This window comes from Dryocola clanedunensis subsp. sulfonylureivorans, assembly GCF_016756775.1.
Taxonomy (GTDB): domain Bacteria; phylum Pseudomonadota; class Gammaproteobacteria; order Enterobacterales; family Enterobacteriaceae; genus Dryocola; species Dryocola clanedunensis.
Genome location: NZ_JAERMU010000010.1, coordinates 22631 through 37551, shown reverse-complemented (window position 1 = coordinate 37551; position 14921 = coordinate 22631). Strand labels below are relative to the sequence as shown.

The window sequence follows — 14921 nt, the reverse complement described above, 5'->3', positions numbered from 1 at the left end:
GGTGAATATTGAATGCATATCACCGCCTTAGCCTAGGACGTATTGTGTTTGCAGTGATAATTAACTTGCTCTAACTAAATAATTTAATGCAATGTTTCTGCCTCTCGTTTCCGCTGCTGTTTTGGGCATATTCCCCCCAGGATTACTCCAACCAGTACTTGCTCTGTAAGTGCGTAGGGAGGCATATTGAGCATCCGGCATACTCGCTAAGCCATTATTATTACCAAGAGGCTTACCATCAGCACGAATATATATTCTTGGTTGGGAGTAATCAGTCCATTGGCCACTGCTATTTTCCGTTCCGATATATCGCATGCTGTCAGCAAATGCTGCATAAATATCGTTTTCAGTGCTTCCTTTTTCTATTCCCGCGTACCCCTGATTGGTAGGTAAAGTTAACGCATGGTCTTCAAATGCACACCCTTGAACACTAAGCAATACTCGACCGGTATCAACCCCCCTACCATCATCCCAACCGCGGATAAACTCACCGCGTAAATCCGGTAGTTTCAAATCAGGATAAAGGAGTGCCAACTTTGGATAAGTTGTCGCACTAAAAGTCGCTCCGTTCATTTTTAAAAAGGTCATTCCTGCCATAGAGGAGAAAACTTCATTTGGCATTTTCGTGCTCGGCCAGGCAAACGGCGAACCAATAATTGGCGACCCTTCCCCCAAACCAAGGTTTGCGAGAGCCGTGGAGACTGCGGCGCTGCCATCTGCTTTGATATCGCCGAACGGGTTTTCGCGGCTCAGGTATTCGGCGGCGAAGCCGCTGGTCATTTTGGCGATAAAGCCTGCTACGTCGCCGTCGTCCAGTACGTCCTCGCCGCTTTTCTCGCTGACGAACTCTGCCAGCGCGGAGGCGATAAACGAGGTCTGGCGCAGCGCTTTGTTGACCTGCGCGCTGCTGGCTTTACCGGAGGTGAAGCCGCTCAGCAGCGCGGGCAGCGCTTCCCAGTCTTCCTGCGGGGTGACGTTTGCCGCGGGGCCGGTTGCAAAAGGTTTAAATTGATTTGTAGCCATTAGAGTTTGCTCTCCCAGGCGCCGTCGTCCAGACCGGCGATGTAGTCGTTAGTGATATCGAAGCCGAAGAAGCGGCTTCCCTCTGAGGGTGTTTCAACCGAGGGCGTCTGGATGTCGCCAGCCCACACGCCTGCGGCTTTTATCGTTAAATATCCCTGTTTTATCGCCGCGATTAGCTCGAGCGACATGTCAGCAATATCGGTTTCCGGGAAGACCCAGACCGAGATCGTCATGTCCTGGTTATCGACGATTTGCATCCGCAGGCCGGAGCCGGCGGTTGCCGCATCGAGGATCGCCGGCAGCGAGTCGTTCTGTCCGTCCCAGGTGTTGATGGCGATTTTCGCCTTCAGGATGATGCGATAGGTTTCATCGCTGAGCGCCGTATAGCCCGTATCAGGGTCGTACGGCCCCTGCCAGACGCCCTGGTCGTAGCCCAGCCCTTCCTGATCCCAGCCGAAGTAGATGCCGGAAATCGGCTCTGTGACGTAGCGGCTGCGGCCAATCCACTGCCCAAGAATATCGAGCTGCACCCCATCGGCGCTGTCGATATCGAAGGCGGAGATCAGTGAGCCGGTCGTGTCAGAGACGGCGGTGAACGGGCTGGTCGTCAGGTCGATATGGTCGAAGAACAGCGGTTTGCCGGCGTGATAGCTGGTGATGAGATCCGTGTATCTGCTCATGGCGTCACCGCGATCGTGATGTTCTCCGCGGTACAGGACGCCGACTCGTCGTAGGCGATATCGATGTTCGCCACCACCGTGCTCTCGGCGCTTTTGCCTATCGCCAGGCTGGTGATGTCGTAGTAGCGCGCGTTACCGCCGCTCACCACGCCGAGGTTGGCCGGTGAAAAGAGGCGGCTCAGCAGGACGTCGTCACCAATGGTCAGCGAGTTGATATAGTCCGCCACCGCCTGCTTGATCTGCTCGCCAATCTGCGAGGTGTAGCCGCTGAAAGGTTTAAGTTCGAGGGTGACAAACACCGGCACGTCGATGGAGCGGGAGAAGCTGATAACGTGCGGATTGCCGTATTTGTCCGGCACGGTGACCGACGTTGTTCCCCAGGTGCCGACGCCCTGCCCTTTTTTACCGCGCAACGTCTGGGCGATGGCGGTCACGTCGCCGCCGTCGACAATGGCCGACAGCGAGTGCGGCGGCAGGCCGTTTTCATCTTCGCTGCCTTTGTCGTTCTCGTAGAGCTTATGGCGCGTCACGCCCGCGACGTTGGCCAGCGCGCCGTCAAGCGCGTCGAATGAAGTTAAGGCTGGCAGCGCCACGCTCTGCGCCTGGCGAACGCGAAGCTCGGCGTCCGTTTCGGCGGCCACGCCCGGCGTTGCTGCCGTCGGGTTGGTGACCGTCGTCCAGCCCCGTGTTGGGGTGTTGATGGTGGTGATGGTGCCGGCCAGTGCCGCTACTGCCCCGCTAATAGCGCAGGTAGCAGTGACTATCGTCGTGCTATCAATACCGATAACTGCCGACGCGGGCAGGAGCCAGTTAACGCCATTGGCATCTTTTACGCTGCCGTTGACGATGGTGGTGCCCGGCGTGCCGCCCAGCAGCAGATCGACGGTAGAGCTGGTTGCGCTTTTACGCGCAATGCCGTTGATCTTGACGTTGCTGGACAGCCCGTTGCCCATACCGGTTGCGGGAGAGAAGCCGTTATAAACCGCGATAGCCGTGTTATTGGCATCGTGAACGGCCAGCGCCAGCAGCGAGATCATCTGGCCGTCTTTGCTGTCCGGCTCCAGATAGGCATCGCTGCCGTAGATTTGCCTGAACTGGTCCATCAGCGCATTGAGGATGGTCTGATAGTCAGGCGCGGAGATCCCCTGGGCCGTTATCGTTGCCGATAACCCCAGCGTTGCAGGATGAATAGCCATTACGCCTCGCTTGTTACTGTAGTTGTGCCGTAGAGGGTGTCGATGGTGGCGTTGAAGGTCACGCGCCGCCCGGCCTGCTGGCTGGTCTCGACGCTGAGGACGGATTTGACGCCCGGCGTCTGGCTGACCCGATCGCGCAGGATCAGCGGCCAGGCCTTGTCCGGCCTTTTACCCAGCACGGACTGCCAGTACGGCGTGCCCTGTGTTGTGTCGAGAAACCATTCGCCGCGCCATAGCTGCAGGCGGGTGTTGACCGCCTGGGCGACGCATTCCGGGGAGTCCGTCAGAAAGTTGTTATCCCCCTGACCAAACGAGTAGTCCCCGCTGCTACTTTCTCTGCGATATCTCATGTTGGTGTTCCCGTGGTTGATCCTCCCGACTGGACGCCGCCGTGGCGGTGGCTGGTCAGGCTGATGCCCGCCGCTTTGACGTCGCCGCTGACGGTGACGTTACCGCTGATCGTCACCTCGCCGGTTAAGTCGATGGCCGAGGCGCTGGCGGTGAGCGGCCCCGTCGTGCTGAGCGTGATGGCGTGGCTGGTTGGGTTAAGTTCCACAAATGCCGCGCCGTCGTCGCTGCGTAGCTGCACGGCGCTGGTGCTGATGCCGCCAATTTTTTTTGTCTGTGACTGCGGGCCCGGCAGGACGAAAGCATCCGAAAGAGAATGCTGCCGGCCATCCACCGGTTCCTGAATGCCACCGTTCTGCCACCAGAAATCCATCGCCCGGTCGGCAAAGACCACCAGACATTCGTCGCCTTTGGCCAGCGGGAAGGTTAGCGTGCAGCCTCCGCCGCGGGGAAAGATCACCGGGACATCCACCAGCAGCGGGTAGTCCACCGGGCTGACGGAGCCGTCGCTGGCGGTTTGTGCGCCTTTGATCGCCGGGGCGACTTCACAGGTCACCGTTTCCGGGTCGAAGGACTGAATAATCCCCGGTAGCGCGACGCGCAGGTCGTTACTCAGGGCGGCGTTATTGGCCGCGAAGGTATCCGCCAGCTCGCCGCTAAGGGTGGTTGCGGTTAAAGCCATCTTGCCTCCTGGATATAAAAATCCCGCCGGAGCGGGAGCGTTTTACGATGCTGTTTTCTTTTCGGCAGGCTTAGTGCCGGGTATCCAGCACGACAATTTCATATACCAATCCTGCGCCCGGGTATCCCCGGAGTAGGTGATGCCATAGACCTGGTAAATACCGTCCGTCGCCACGGGCGTCCAGGAAGGGAGTTTATCCCCGTCGGCAGTGGCGCTCGCCCTGTAGACCTGGCTTTGCTCGAGCTGCACCCGTCCGTTGAGCACGATATTGGGATTGATCAGACAGCAGATATTGACGCCCGAACCGGTGGTGGTTTGCGGTCTGCCGATAAGCCCGTTGTTGCCGTTGAGCCTGATCGGCTCACTTTTCTCCTCGCTGTTGCTGTAGTAATCCAGCCTATCGTCCACCAGCTTCCAGCTGGCGTTGCACAGCTTGCCTATCTGGTCCAGATAGAGGCTGGCTTTACCGTGGAGGGTGTAACCGCGTGGGAAAACGGTGGTTGGAAAAGGCGGTTTTTTACCGCCAACTATCTGGTATTTCGCCAGGCTGGTCAGTACGCGGTTGTAGAGATCCTCCACCTTGTAGCCTTTCGCCAGCGTTTCGCTGACCACGGCGGAGGTGAGCGCCTCATGGCCGTCAACCGCCTGAATCAGCAGCGAGCTGTCCGGCGTGTTTGCTTCCCATCCGGCAATGGTGATGCGGATGTCGCCGCTGAAGATCAGGCCGAAGTTCTGCCCGTCGCGCTGCCCCCACTCCTCCTGCGTGACCTCACGAACCTTGCCAACTTCATCCTCGCTAACCACGGGCATCAGGCCGTTGTACCCGGCGATCAGCCGGATTTTGGCGAACTCGTTGTTTTGCGTAATGCGGTTGAGGGTTTCAGATGAGAGGTTGTAAATGGTAACGTCCGCGGTTTTTGGTGCGCTGCCGCTACGCCAGTTGACGGTGAATTTCACCTTAAAACCAGACAGCACGATGCCCCCACCGTCTTTATCCAGCAGCTGTAGCTCAAAATGGCGTGACCAGTTCAGACTCATTGCATCTCCCCTAATCCGTCGTCACAAAGTACAGATGGCTGCCGTAGCCCAGGTTGGTTTTGCTGGGATATTCCTGCGTTTCGTCGTCAGAGACGACCCACAGCCCGCCGGAAAAGCCGAGCGAGCCGTAGGCGGCCAGCAGATCGACGCCGGGGACCAGCGGAATACCGCTGACGATCGGCCGCTCGTCCGGGTCGAGAATATCCAGCACCCAGCCCGCCACATCGCGATAGATCAGCCGCAGGCGAAGCTGCTGGCCCGCCAGCTGAAGGGTAAAGAGTTGGTTGTCCGCACTCAGCGGAATTTCTGCAATCGACATGGTTCCTCCAGTCAGGTGATGGGGATGACCGTAGCCGATACCACCGGCACGGGATTTCTGGTGCCGCCGTTGCTGACGCCGCTGGTGCTCACCCCCTCTTTCATGTCCGCCTTCTTCGCCGTGGGAATCGCTTCCGTACGGGCAAGCTGGATCTGGCTAAGGGTGAGCCTGCAGCTCAGGATGTTCTCCAGGCCATTTTTGGTGGTCACATCGATCTGCTTTAACAGCATGTTGCTGTAGGTTCGTCTGGTGGTTATCACGTCAAACGGCTCACAGCTGCGCTGAAGATCGAGGAGCTGCTGGTAGATTTTGTCCTGCCCCAGCGCGTTCGCGGAGCCGAACAGCACGCCGGCGCCCGCAAAATCCCTCAGATCGTCATCCGCAAAGCAGCAGTCAATGACCAGGCTACTGGCACTTTTCCAGGCGTGGTCGCTGATGCTGCCCCCGTATTCAATGGGGTGGCTGGCGATCTCGAGAGTGTCGGAGTGGGCCTCGTTGATCACCACTTTCGGGATCAGGAAACCAATCTGGTGCGCGGACTGCTGAAAAAGAGCTGAAATGCTTGCCATCAGGAGACCCCCGGTGTGTACATCTGGGCGAGATTTGAATAGACGTTGGTCTGGCGGCGCTCTACCTCACTGCCCACCGCAACCGGATCCGTCGCGCCGTTGATAACGATGTCGGTTTTATTGGTAATAGTGGGAGAGACAACGCTGCTGGAGCTGTTCTGGGTAATATCGCGGCTGGTCGCAAACCGTCCGGTGTCACCCGCGGTCCCCGGCATCAGCATCGCGCCTGCGTCCGGTGCCGCCAGGTTGTTGATGGCCTTTGACGAAAGCATTACCGTCGATGTTGCTCCCTGAGCCACTGGCTTCTCGTCATCCATCAGCCAGTTGTTAAGGTCGCCAGCTTTTTCCGCAAGCCAACCCGGAAGCGAATTTGAGAAACCGCCGACGATCAGATCTTTGCCGATCGCAGCCACCTGTGACCAGTCGCCCTCTTTCAGAGCGTTAATCAGTTTGCCGACTTTCTGCAAAGTCTCGCCCAGCTGATTAAAGCCGCCGATGAGTTCCTCAAAAATACCGCTAAGGGACCATTTGCTGAGATCGATGCCAAACATGTCGGCCAGCCCGACGGTAAGATTTTTAATGGTTTCTGTCAGGCCTGAAATCATATCCGTTGCCGCTTTAAGAACAGGTTCCCAGGCTCCCCAGTCAATCAGGCTTTCGCCGTCTTGTTGCCACTTCATGTAATCGTCATAAAGCAGGCCAATGGCCCCCGCTAGTGCGAGAACCATGCCGATGGGCGAGGCCAGAAATGCGCTATTCAGGGCGAACCAGACGGCTGTCAGGCCAGCAATAGTCGTGATAACGGTTTGGGTCGAGCTGTCCAGCTGCTGCCACCAGCCGATAATTTCCGCAACGCCGCTAATGAGCCCGCTGAAAGCATTGCCCACTACACTGGCGACATCTCCGGCCACGGCGATTATCCGGTTAAAGGTAGGTTCAATTTTCCCAAAGCTGACAACCAGGGTGCCGGTGAGTTTATCTATCGGCCCGGTGAGCTCAGCGGCCAGGCCTGCTCCCGCTTTCTCGCGCAGAATTTCAACGACCGTTTCTGCTTTACGTAATGACGTCATATAGCGACCGGCATTTTCCGCAGCCGCGGTATTGTCAAAACTCAGAGACTTCGTAATCCCATGATATTTCTGAACAAATGCCTGATTTTGTTCAGGCTGACCGGCAGACTGCTCAGCCGCATACTCATTTGCACGGTAGACTTCAAGGCTTACACCTTTTTGCCGTGACGTTTGATAATCACTTTCCAGTTTGCTGGCGACACCGGTAGTGAAACCGATGACCTTACCCACTAACGACTCAACAACGCCTGCGGCTGCCGGGATGTGAGAGACCGCACTTCCCAGTACGTCAGACGTTGCGCCAAAACTTCTGCTCAGACTTTGTAATAATTTCTCCAGACGGCTTTCGGAAGCCGCCATTTCATCTTCGTTTGGCCAGATGAAAGAGAAGGGATGCAACGCAAGCTGCGTACTTTCACTCATTTGCCTCTCTCCAGCGCAGGATGCGGGCTTTGTTATCAGCCTGCATCTCGAGGTAATCGTTCATCAGCGCGATGTCATAAAGATCCACCGCGCCACTTTTCAGGTCCTGCCAGCTGAGGCTAAAAACCTCCGCCGGGCGGAGGATGTAATCTTCTCCGCCCGGCAGGGTGTCTAACTTCAGGCCGCATCCTGAGTCGGCGTCTGGCTGCCGGGGAGTTCTTGCAAAAAATTTCCCAGCGAATCGGCTACCACCCGAGCCACCAGCTGCAGCAGCGTCATCAGCTCGATATCGTCAAAAGCCATAGCGCCCTGGCTGAATACCGGTACCCAGCCCTTCATGTGTTCGCGGGAGACCACGGCCAGACATGGGTAGAGGATCGCGTTACAGTCATCTTCACTGAGGTCGGCCAGCGTGCGGGCAATTTTGGGCAGCACGGATTCGAGGGCGTTACCGCCCTCCTTCCCCTGTAAGCCGCGAAAATCGCTAACGACGCCCGCCAGCACCGGCAGCAGCTTGCGCGCCACGTTCAGCTGTTCAAACACGCCAAGCTTGTCGATGCGGTAGTTCACCGCTTTAAGGGTTATCTCCATGGTTTAGAACTCCCCTAAAACCTGGTCGATTTTGCCGCAGTCGAACGCCCAGGCCACGCTGCCGCCCTCTTTGCCATTTTTGTTGTCCGGCAGCTTCTGGAAGGCAACGGAGCTGGCGGTAATGGTGTCGCCGGAAGCGGTGTTGCGGATAACGATGGTATTGCGGCCCCAGGTGGCGGACGAGAGCACCTGCGTGTTGTAGGCCTGCATCAGCTTTTTATTCGCCGGGGAGGTTTTCATTAGCGTGACCGTGATAGTGCCGCTTTTGCCCGGCGTCATGCTCTGCATCACTTCGCCATCAATACCGATGGTCATGGTGTTTTTTGCCACGCCCATCGACACGCTGATGCCTTCATCGGCGTTGGCGCTGCCCGCACCGAGATCGATAACGCCGGTCATACCGGTCAGGGACGCAGTGACGTCCATAAAAGAATAAGTACCCATTTAGATCTCCTTAACGAACCACATTGATTTCAACATCGGCGAAGTGCACGGCACCCGCCAGTTTGCAGGCCACCTGAATGACAGGCGCTTTGCGTGCTTCCCGGTCTGACTGTGCCTGGGTGGCGATAGCCGGGGCATAGACGTAATAGCCTTTGGTCAGCGTATCGCCGGAGGCCAGCTGCCCAATCTCACCGCCGTTCCAGACGCCCGGCGCCACCAGTCCGTTGCTCACCGACTGCGCCATGGACTGCTCCACGTTGCTGACCAGACGGGTCACGCCGGCATCGGTTTGCGGGATCTTCGAGGTGCTGGTGTACAGCAGGTTATAGAGGTTGGTCTGCACGTAGTTTTGCAGCCAGTCGAGGCCGTGGCGTTCATCAATGAAATCGCCGTTGCTCATCACGCCTTCCTGAATGATGGCGGTGTCGTTGTTGTAGTTAATGAAGACGTTGGCGTTTTTCGCCGCCAGCGCGTTGGCCTGGTTCTGGGTCAGGGTTTCGGCGGTAATGCCCGGCTCCTGCTTGAACTTCAGGGTGATGGTCGTGTTGTTGCCGTTAAAATTGACGCTGAAGGCGCGCCCAAACAGCGAAGCGGCGGCAAACGGCGTGGCGGCGGAGTACTGGCCAAAAGTACGGGCGTATTTCGCCGCTTTCAGCTTGCTGAAGATGTCCGAGCTGTCGTTCGGGTCCAGCACGGTAGCGGCACTGGACGTATGCCCGAAGATGCGTGATACGCCATCGCTTTCAATCACGGCCGCAACCGAGAGGACGTCCTCATCGGTTAACGCGTCATCGGCTACGACCAGACCGTACCAGTCGGTCGATTGGCTGCTCAGCGCGGAAATACATTCCGCAATGCTCTCCTCCGTAGCACCCTCTTCCTCGGTGGTTTTCACCCAGCGGCCAATGTATAAGTCCGCAGGCTGCGGCGACTGCTGATAGTAGAGGCTTGCCGCCAGGTATTCTGGGGTATCCAGACCAAAGTCAGCCGCCACGCCGCTGATGCTGGAGTAGGCGCGCAGCCGCTCGGTAGCCGAAATGACGTCGCTTGAACCAACCACAAGCAGTGCGCCGTAGTTACGAGACTGGGCGGCGCGCGCAGCCATGCTCACCGTCACGCTGACGATGTTAGAGACAGGTAAACCCTGTGACATAGTTTATTCTCCGAAGATAGTTACAGAACCAGATAGGATGGATTGGATACCGTATTCGCGAACGACCTGGCGGTGCAGCGTCACGGTAAGGTTGTAGCGGCGTTGCCACTGGTTATCGATAAGTTCCGGGGCCGGGATTAGCGCTCCGCAACTCACAAAGGTAGGCCCGATTTTGTTCAGTTCCGCATTGTTTTGCGTGACGTACAGGCCATCGCGAAAGAGCGCCGCAACGGCCTGGCCACCGGGACCATAAAAACTGCAGTTCACTGCCAGTACTTCGTTTTGCTGCATGACATCTTTGTCTTGATCACCCGTGCTGATGGCGGGCGTTTCTCCCAGCTGCACGCTGGTATCAAATTCACACCAGGTCAGCCCCGCAGCGGGCGTTGCCGGCGGCGGGTCAGTCCAGCGAGGAAAAACCATTTCGGCGGGTAGCCCGGAAACACCGCTGATCCACGGCAGCAGATCGTTTTCCAGCGCTTCGTCGTAATGGGGCGAGTCACCAAGCGGCGTCAGATAGCCCGCCCGGGTGGAGTCATTCATGGTTATCTCCCTTGTTGTTAGGGTTAAGGCACTGCTGGCGGACATAGTCCTGAAGTCCTGCCAGCTGTTTTAAGGCGAGCGCGGCGCGGCTTCGGAGACGGAAATAATCCCGTTCAGCGGCGTCTGTAAGTCCGGGGCTGGCTGCATCATCCACGCCGGTGGCGGCGGAGGTGGCAGACAGAGGCTGACAGGTGGCCCGGAGGCGCAGCCGCTTACTGCCAGCAGCCACGTTGCGCTGAAGATCGTCGATAGTTTTTTGAGCATGATTCAGCTCCGAGGTATAACGAGCGTCGAGCGCAGCTGTTTGCTGCTGGCGTTCGCGCATCTCGGTAATGATTTTTTGTTGCGTGAGGAGCCGGGTTTCAGCCGCCGTCGTTTGCTCTTTCTGCATCTGATAGAGAGCCTGATAGCGGTACAAGCCCAACGTCGTTCCCAGCAGCAGACAGATTGCCACGACCGCTAGCGTCTTCACGATCGCCGCCTTTGCCAGTGACAAACTTCGTATTCGACCTCTCGTCGATTAATCAGCCCCTGCCATTTTCTGCCGCCGGCCCAAATCCATTGTTTGAGGCCGGCGCAGGCTTTCTCCGTTTCGCCCGCATTCAGATAGCGTAAAACGGAGGAGTGCTCGAAAGCGGAGATCCCCACGTTGTAGCTGAAGCTGATTAAAGCTGCTTTCTGGTATTCATCGGCGGGAACGGTGACGGCCCGCTCAACCGCACGGGAAAACGGCTGAAGGTCGTCATTAAGCATTTTTTCGCACTCTGCCTGGCTGTAGCGTTTATCGGCAATGATGTCTTCGCCGGTGTGTCCGTAACAAACAGTCAGCACACCGACAACGTCCTGATAAGGCGTGTAGCGTACGCCTTCAAGCTCCGGCACCATGACGCTGGCTATCGTCAGCGCGCTGGCACCCGTCAGGCTGAGCAATGCTTTTCTGAGACCTGGAGACATGTTTATAACCCTCCTGCGCGTTTAACAACCTCGCTAACGGTATTCACTACGGCGGGACTTTTGGCTGCGTTTTTGTCTGGTAAAGCGGCCAGATAGTCCTCTAACAACTGTGTTCTTTTCTCATCCTCTTTTTGTCTGCGGCGCGCATCCAGACGCCCATTGATATAAGAGGCAATTGAAATGGCGACACCTGTCAGCCCGAATATCATGTAGACCACATCCTGTGTTGTGATACCCAGGCCGGCAGCCAAAGCCGCAAGCCACGCAAAGGCCTGCGTCACCACATTTCCTGGCTGGTCATTCATGGGATATTCTCACTGCGGTTTATTTCGGGAAGTGGGCAAAGAAAGAGATTTAAATCAGCGACCTGGATTTACCGCGGCGCGTCTCTTTAGCGCTGGCATCGGCCTCGCCGGAAAGCGTTTTCGGCGCGGCGTGATAGAGCCTGCGGGTCATGCTGTCTTGCTGCTGTCGGAGCTGGTGATAGCGCTCGGCGTTCTGAAGAATTTGTAAGCCATAGACATTAACCACTTCCAGGGAGTTAGCTACCCTGTCCGGTGGTTTGCGGTTCAGAACGAGCGGTGGTGAAGCGACGGGTCTGGCACTGATGCCGACAAGCAAAGAGTTAGCCGCTTTCCAGGCCGCCTGTTTCGCCTCACGACGCTTGCGGCGGCGGGCCTGTGAATCCATACAACCTCCTGTCAATCAACTTTGGCGATATCCTCAGATATCCCAAAGCCTGTTGCTTTGGTGTATGTACCCTTTTTCAGGGCTGGCTGTTAATGAGCATTCACTTCCTGTGAGTCCTGCGTCCTGCTGATGAATCAATATTGAACCAATGGTACGAATGCGTCAAGAACTAAAAGTACGAATTACAGATAAAAAATCACCTTTGGGTTTTTATTATTGATTTATAAGGGATTTTATTTTTAGCGCCGGGGGGATATCAGGCGTGGCGGCGGATCGAATGGCTGTACATCACTCTGCCGATGATCTTGAGATGCTGCTCGTTCTCTTCGTGGATGTTCCAGTCGGCGTATTTAGGATTGTCGGAGCGCACCAGCAGGCTGTCGTGGGTCATTTGCAAACGCTTGACCAGCAGCTGTCCTTTATAGAGGAAGACGTAGATGCCGTCGCCGTCGAAATAGTCCTTCGCGATATCAACGAAGATGTAATCACCCAGCTCGATGGTGCCGGACATGCTGTCCCCCGTCACGGTGATCACCTTGATGCTGGAGGCTGGTCGATGGCCGAAAAGTTCGAGCGCTTCCTGGCTGTCGTACACGATATGATTGATTGTTTCGGTCACGTCGCTGGAGGTGATGCAGCCGGGGCCAGCGCTGGCTTCAATGTCCAGCACGTCCACCCGGAAACCTGATTCAGGCTGCGGGACATAGAACGGCGTAACGTCATTCGCAGAGAAAGACTGCATGACTTCCCTGCCCTCGTCGGAGAATGCCCCTTCGTTGCCATGCTGCAACCAGAGTACATCCGCCCCCAGAAAGGCAGCCAGTTCATACATCTTATCCTGCCGGGGTACCGACTCCGCGTTAAGCCATTTGCTGACCGCTTTCGAGGAGACCCCCAGAGCCCTGGCAATCGCCATCCCCCTGCCAAACTCGTCGAGATTAGCCTGAGCGCAAGCCTGGGCAAGGCGGCGAGAGAAAGCCTGGCGAAGTTGTTCTCTTTGTACCATAAGTACGGTCATAACCTTAATCCGGGGACTGATGGTTCACAGTATAGCACGTACTTTAAGTTCAGAAATACCCATCAGACGCACAGCTGAACTCCTACCCTTTTCAGGATACTGTATAAAAACACAGATCGAGTTAAACGAAAAGCCCGCCGGGTAATAATTAATATTGGGTACTTAAATTTCATCCTAATTTATATTTAAACATTGAAAAGCACTTTTGGTTAAAATTAAGGCTATAAATAAAACGATCATTCTTTCCTTATTTTAGAGAGAGTATTACCATGCACGGATTAATTACGATACTCGATGCGTTCATCTTCTTCGTATCGCTGTTCTGCCTCTTTGGCCTGTTCTCTGTTATATCCTGAAGGAAGTACCATGCTTTTAACATTAGCTATTGTAATTATTAGTGTTTCAGTTCTGGTTGGCGTAGCGCTCATCCACGTTGCTAACACCATTTTCCCGGAAGACGTAACATTTAACGATTCTAATACCCTTCAGTAATACCAGTTTGATTTTACTAAAATATTTATTATCCGCACTTTAGCGTCACCGCATAAATAACAATTAATTTATATTTAAACTTAGCGCTATATTTATATATCTTTCGGTCATCTATTTTCTGTGGTTTGCTCGTCAACTTCCTTCCCCGAGCGGAATGGCGGCGGCGGGACGTTTAGATTTTCATCGTTATTGGGGGATGGCGACGAGTGTGGTAAAGTGCGCCCTTCGAAACTTATGCGCTTGCTGAAAGAAACCGGTAACTCGTTGAAATGGCTCTATTAATTACAAAAAAATGCATTAACTGTGATATGTGCGAACCGGAGTGTCCGAACCAGGCCATCTCTATGGGTGACAGCATTTATCAGATCGATGTCGATCGTTGTACCCAGTGCATCGGCCATTACGAAACGCCTACCTGCCAGCAGGTCTGCCCGATTGTGAATACGATTATCGTCGACCCGGCACATGTTGAAAGCGAAGAGCAGCTGTGGGACAAGTTTGTGCAGCTCCACCACGCCGATAAGATCTAGTTCTCGATAATCACCGTGGCGCAGGCGTAATGACGTTCGTCAGCCAGCGTTACGTGCACTGAACGCACGCCCATTCGCTCGGCCAGCCGCTCCGCCTCTTCCCAGAACCGTAGCTGTGGTTTCCCTAAGGCATCGTTAAAGACTTCAAACTGGTTGAACGCCAGCCCGTTACGGATCCCCGTACCAAACGCTTTTGCTGCCGCTTCTTTTACCGCAAAGCGTTTGGCAAGAAAACGCACCGGCTGCTGGTGCGCTTCATACTGCTTCCATTCGTTGGCGCTCAGCACGCGCTTCGCCAGACGATCGCCCGAGCGCGAAATCACGCTCTCAATACGCGCAATTTCCACGATGTCCGTGCCGAGGCCAAGAATAGCCATTAGCGACGCGCTTCCTGCATCAGACGTTTCATTTCCGACACCGCTTCTTTCAGGCTGCTCATCACCGCGCGGCCAATAATGGCGTGGCCGATGTTCAGCTCGTGCATTTCAGGCAGACGCGAAATCGCCTGCACGTTGTGGTAGGTCAGGCCGTGCCCGGCATTGACCTTCAGGCCTTTGCCCGCGGCATAAGTCGCGGCTTCGGCAATGCGCGCCAGCTCTTTTGCCTGGGTCGCTTCATCTTCCGCATCGGCATAACAGCCGGTATGAATTTCGATATAAGGCGCGCCCACCGCTACTGCGGCATCAATCTGCGCATGGTCGGCATCGATAAACAGGGAAACCAGAATGCCGGCATCGGCCAGGCGCTTGCAGGCATCGCGCATTTTGTCGAGCTGCCCCGCCACGTCCAGGCCGCCTTCGGTGGTCACTTCCTGACGCTTTTCGGGCACCAGGCAGCAAAAATGCGGTTTGGTTTCGCAGGCGATGCCGATCATCTCTTCGGTGACGGCCATTTCAAGATTCATGCGGGTATCGAGGGTCTGGCGCAGGACGCGCACGTCGCGATCGGTGATGTGGCGGCGATCTTCACGCAGGTGTACGGTGATGCCGTCGGCCCCTGCCTGTTCGGCGATAAACGCAGCCTGAACCGGGTCTGGATAAGCCGTGCCGCGCGCGTTGCGCAGCGTTGCGATGTGATCGATATTGACGCCTAACAGTAATTCAGCCATGACTATCCTCGGAAATCAGAACGATATGTCTGGCAGTGTACACCGGGGAT

22 protein-coding genes are annotated in these 14921 nt (G+C 55.9%); 1 reads left to right on the top strand and 21 read right to left on the bottom strand.

All coding sequences use genetic code 11. The features are described 5' to 3' along the window. Positions 1 to 60: 60 nt before the first annotated feature. The 19 genes from HYQ67_RS12075 to HYQ67_RS11990 all read right to left on the bottom strand — a co-directional run bounded on the left by HYQ67_RS12075 (position 61) and on the right by HYQ67_RS11990 (position 12741). The gene (locus HYQ67_RS12075; RefSeq protein ID WP_202303933.1) at positions 61 to 1023 is read right to left on the bottom strand and encodes a phage tail protein; all 963 of its coding nucleotides are present in this window, start codon (positions 1021 to 1023) and stop codon (positions 61 to 63) included. Then, positions 1023 to 1703, bottom strand: coding sequence for a DUF2612 domain-containing protein (locus HYQ67_RS12070; protein WP_202303932.1), 681 nt, complete (start codon positions 1701 to 1703; stop codon positions 1023 to 1025). Before HYQ67_RS12070 ends, HYQ67_RS12075 begins: the two co-directional genes overlap by 1 nt. Continuing rightward, positions 1700 to 2899, bottom strand: a complete 1200-nt coding sequence (locus HYQ67_RS12065) for a baseplate J/gp47 family protein (protein ID WP_202303931.1) — start codon at positions 2897 to 2899, stop codon at positions 1700 to 1702. The genes HYQ67_RS12070 and HYQ67_RS12065 overlap by 4 nt, the downstream gene beginning before the upstream one ends. Next, positions 2899 to 3249 carry a contractile injection system sheath initiator gene (locus HYQ67_RS12060; protein WP_202303930.1) on the bottom strand — a complete coding sequence of 117 codons (351 nt, stop codon included), beginning with the start codon at positions 3247 to 3249 and terminating at the stop codon, positions 2899 to 2901. Before HYQ67_RS12060 ends, HYQ67_RS12065 begins: the two co-directional genes overlap by 1 nt. Further along, on the bottom strand, positions 3246 to 3929 hold the full coding sequence (locus HYQ67_RS12055) for a Gp138 family membrane-puncturing spike protein (protein WP_202303929.1): 684 nt from the start codon (positions 3927 to 3929) through the stop codon (positions 3246 to 3248). The genes HYQ67_RS12060 and HYQ67_RS12055 overlap by 4 nt, the downstream gene beginning before the upstream one ends. A gap of 42 nt (positions 3930 to 3971) precedes the next feature. Then, positions 3972 to 4967: a hypothetical protein gene (locus HYQ67_RS12050; protein ID WP_202303928.1), complete on the bottom strand. Its 996-nt coding sequence runs from the start codon at positions 4965 to 4967 to the stop codon at positions 3972 to 3974. A gap of 10 nt (positions 4968 to 4977) precedes the next feature. Further along, positions 4978 to 5286, bottom strand: coding sequence for a phage baseplate plug family protein (locus tag HYQ67_RS12045; protein ID WP_202303927.1), 309 nt, complete (start codon positions 5284 to 5286; stop codon positions 4978 to 4980). A gap of 11 nt (positions 5287 to 5297) precedes the next feature. Then, positions 5298 to 5855, bottom strand: a complete 558-nt coding sequence (locus HYQ67_RS12040; RefSeq protein ID WP_202303926.1) for a phage baseplate protein — start codon at positions 5853 to 5855, stop codon at positions 5298 to 5300. Next, positions 5855 to 7348 (bottom strand): phage tail tape measure protein, encoded by a 1494-nt coding sequence (locus tag HYQ67_RS12035; protein ID WP_202303925.1) that lies wholly within the window; start codon positions 7346 to 7348, stop codon positions 5855 to 5857. The genes HYQ67_RS12040 and HYQ67_RS12035 overlap by 1 nt, the downstream gene beginning before the upstream one ends. Next, on the bottom strand, positions 7341 to 7412 hold the full coding sequence (locus HYQ67_RS24400; protein WP_408626173.1) for a DUF6889 family protein: 72 nt from the start codon (positions 7410 to 7412) through the stop codon (positions 7341 to 7343). Before HYQ67_RS24400 ends, HYQ67_RS12035 begins: the two co-directional genes overlap by 8 nt. Positions 7413 to 7525: 113 nt before the next feature. Next, positions 7526 to 7939: a phage tail assembly chaperone gene (locus HYQ67_RS12030; RefSeq protein ID WP_202303924.1), complete on the bottom strand. Its 414-nt coding sequence runs from the start codon at positions 7937 to 7939 to the stop codon at positions 7526 to 7528. A gap of 3 nt (positions 7940 to 7942) precedes the next feature. After that, positions 7943 to 8383 carry a phage structural protein gene (locus HYQ67_RS12025; RefSeq protein ID WP_202303923.1) on the bottom strand — a complete coding sequence of 147 codons (441 nt, stop codon included), beginning with the start codon at positions 8381 to 8383 and terminating at the stop codon, positions 7943 to 7945. 10 nt (positions 8384 to 8393) lie between these two features. Then, positions 8394 to 9536, bottom strand: a complete 1143-nt coding sequence (locus HYQ67_RS12020) for a DUF3383 family protein (RefSeq protein ID WP_202303922.1) — start codon at positions 9534 to 9536, stop codon at positions 8394 to 8396. Positions 9537 to 9539: 3 nt separating this feature from the next. Beyond that, entirely contained in the window at positions 9540 to 10079 is a 540-nt protein-coding gene (locus HYQ67_RS12015) for a phage neck terminator protein (protein ID WP_202303921.1), read from the bottom strand. Next, positions 10072 to 10551: a lysis protein gene (locus tag HYQ67_RS12010; RefSeq protein WP_348519211.1), complete on the bottom strand. Its 480-nt coding sequence runs from the start codon at positions 10549 to 10551 to the stop codon at positions 10072 to 10074. Before HYQ67_RS12010 ends, HYQ67_RS12015 begins: the two co-directional genes overlap by 8 nt. Beyond that, positions 10548 to 11033 (bottom strand): lysozyme, encoded by a 486-nt coding sequence (locus HYQ67_RS12005; protein ID WP_202303920.1) that lies wholly within the window; start codon positions 11031 to 11033, stop codon positions 10548 to 10550. Before HYQ67_RS12005 ends, HYQ67_RS12010 begins: the two co-directional genes overlap by 4 nt. Positions 11034 to 11035: 2 nt before the next feature. Further along, positions 11036 to 11338 carry a hypothetical protein gene (locus tag HYQ67_RS12000; RefSeq protein WP_202303919.1) on the bottom strand — a complete coding sequence of 101 codons (303 nt, stop codon included), beginning with the start codon at positions 11336 to 11338 and terminating at the stop codon, positions 11036 to 11038. Positions 11339 to 11387: 49 nt separating this feature from the next. Next, entirely contained in the window at positions 11388 to 11723 is a 336-nt protein-coding gene (locus HYQ67_RS11995) for an antitermination protein N (protein WP_202303918.1), read from the bottom strand. Between the two features lie 256 nt (positions 11724 to 11979). After that, entirely contained in the window at positions 11980 to 12741 is a 762-nt protein-coding gene (locus HYQ67_RS11990) for a LexA family transcriptional regulator (protein WP_237391218.1), read from the bottom strand. A gap of 761 nt (positions 12742 to 13502) precedes the next feature. Between HYQ67_RS11990 and HYQ67_RS11985 the strand changes: the two genes are divergently transcribed. Then, the gene (locus HYQ67_RS11985) at positions 13503 to 13763 is read left to right on the top strand and encodes a YfhL family 4Fe-4S dicluster ferredoxin (RefSeq protein ID WP_202303917.1); all 261 of its coding nucleotides are present in this window, start codon (positions 13503 to 13505) and stop codon (positions 13761 to 13763) included. Here the strand turns inward: HYQ67_RS11985 and acpS are convergent. Further along, positions 13760 to 14140, bottom strand: a complete 381-nt coding sequence (gene acpS / locus HYQ67_RS11980; protein ID WP_202303916.1) for a holo-ACP synthase — start codon at positions 14138 to 14140, stop codon at positions 13760 to 13762. The genes HYQ67_RS11985 and acpS overlap by 4 nt on opposite strands. Further along, positions 14140 to 14871 carry a pyridoxine 5'-phosphate synthase gene (gene pdxJ, locus HYQ67_RS11975; RefSeq protein ID WP_202303915.1) on the bottom strand — a complete coding sequence of 244 codons (732 nt, stop codon included), beginning with the start codon at positions 14869 to 14871 and terminating at the stop codon, positions 14140 to 14142. Before pdxJ ends, acpS begins: the two co-directional genes overlap by 1 nt. Between the last annotated feature and the right edge of the window lie 50 nt (positions 14872 to 14921).

Excerpts from the sequence above, each read along its gene's own strand:
- HYQ67_RS12065 (WP_202303931.1), bottom strand. The coding sequence starts at position 2,899 with ATGGCTATTCATCCTGCAACGCTGGGGTTATCGGCAACGATAACGGCC.
- HYQ67_RS12020 (WP_202303922.1), bottom strand. The coding sequence starts at position 9,536 with ATGTCACAGGGTTTACCTGTCTCTAACATCGTCAGCGTGACGGTGAGC.
- HYQ67_RS11990 (WP_237391218.1), bottom strand. The coding sequence starts at position 12,741 with ATGACCGTACTTATGGTACAAAGAGAACAACTTCGCCAGGCTTTCTCT.
- HYQ67_RS12060 (WP_202303930.1), bottom strand. The coding sequence starts at position 3,249 with ATGAGATATCGCAGAGAAAGTAGCAGCGGGGACTACTCGTTTGGTCAG.
- HYQ67_RS12015 (WP_202303921.1), bottom strand. The coding sequence starts at position 10,079 with ATGAATGACTCCACCCGGGCGGGCTATCTGACGCCGCTTGGTGACTCG.
- HYQ67_RS12005 (WP_202303920.1), bottom strand. The coding sequence starts at position 11,033 with ATGTCTCCAGGTCTCAGAAAAGCATTGCTCAGCCTGACGGGTGCCAGC.
- HYQ67_RS11985 (WP_202303917.1), top strand. The coding sequence starts at position 13,503 with ATGGCTCTATTAATTACAAAAAAATGCATTAACTGTGATATGTGCGAA.
- HYQ67_RS12075 (WP_202303933.1), bottom strand. The coding sequence starts at position 1,023 with ATGGCTACAAATCAATTTAAACCTTTTGCAACCGGCCCCGCGGCAAAC.
- HYQ67_RS11995 (WP_202303918.1), bottom strand. The coding sequence starts at position 11,723 with ATGGATTCACAGGCCCGCCGCCGCAAGCGTCGTGAGGCGAAACAGGCG.
- HYQ67_RS12035 (WP_202303925.1), bottom strand. The coding sequence starts at position 7,348 with ATGAGTGAAAGTACGCAGCTTGCGTTGCATCCCTTCTCTTTCATCTGG.
- acpS (WP_202303916.1), bottom strand. The coding sequence starts at position 14,140 with ATGGCTATTCTTGGCCTCGGCACGGACATCGTGGAAATTGCGCGTATT.
- pdxJ (WP_202303915.1), bottom strand. The coding sequence starts at position 14,871 with ATGGCTGAATTACTGTTAGGCGTCAATATCGATCACATCGCAACGCTG.
- HYQ67_RS12055 (WP_202303929.1), bottom strand. The coding sequence starts at position 3,929 with ATGGCTTTAACCGCAACCACCCTTAGCGGCGAGCTGGCGGATACCTTC.
- HYQ67_RS12030 (WP_202303924.1), bottom strand. The coding sequence starts at position 7,939 with ATGGAGATAACCCTTAAAGCGGTGAACTACCGCATCGACAAGCTTGGC.
- HYQ67_RS12040 (WP_202303926.1), bottom strand. The coding sequence starts at position 5,855 with ATGGCAAGCATTTCAGCTCTTTTTCAGCAGTCCGCGCACCAGATTGGT.
- HYQ67_RS12045 (WP_202303927.1), bottom strand. The coding sequence starts at position 5,286 with ATGTCGATTGCAGAAATTCCGCTGAGTGCGGACAACCAACTCTTTACC.
- HYQ67_RS12070 (WP_202303932.1), bottom strand. The coding sequence starts at position 1,703 with ATGAGCAGATACACGGATCTCATCACCAGCTATCACGCCGGCAAACCG.
- HYQ67_RS12025 (WP_202303923.1), bottom strand. The coding sequence starts at position 8,383 with ATGGGTACTTATTCTTTTATGGACGTCACTGCGTCCCTGACCGGTATG.
- HYQ67_RS12000 (WP_202303919.1), bottom strand. The coding sequence starts at position 11,338 with ATGAATGACCAGCCAGGAAATGTGGTGACGCAGGCCTTTGCGTGGCTT.
- HYQ67_RS12050 (WP_202303928.1), bottom strand. The coding sequence starts at position 4,967 with ATGAGTCTGAACTGGTCACGCCATTTTGAGCTACAGCTGCTGGATAAA.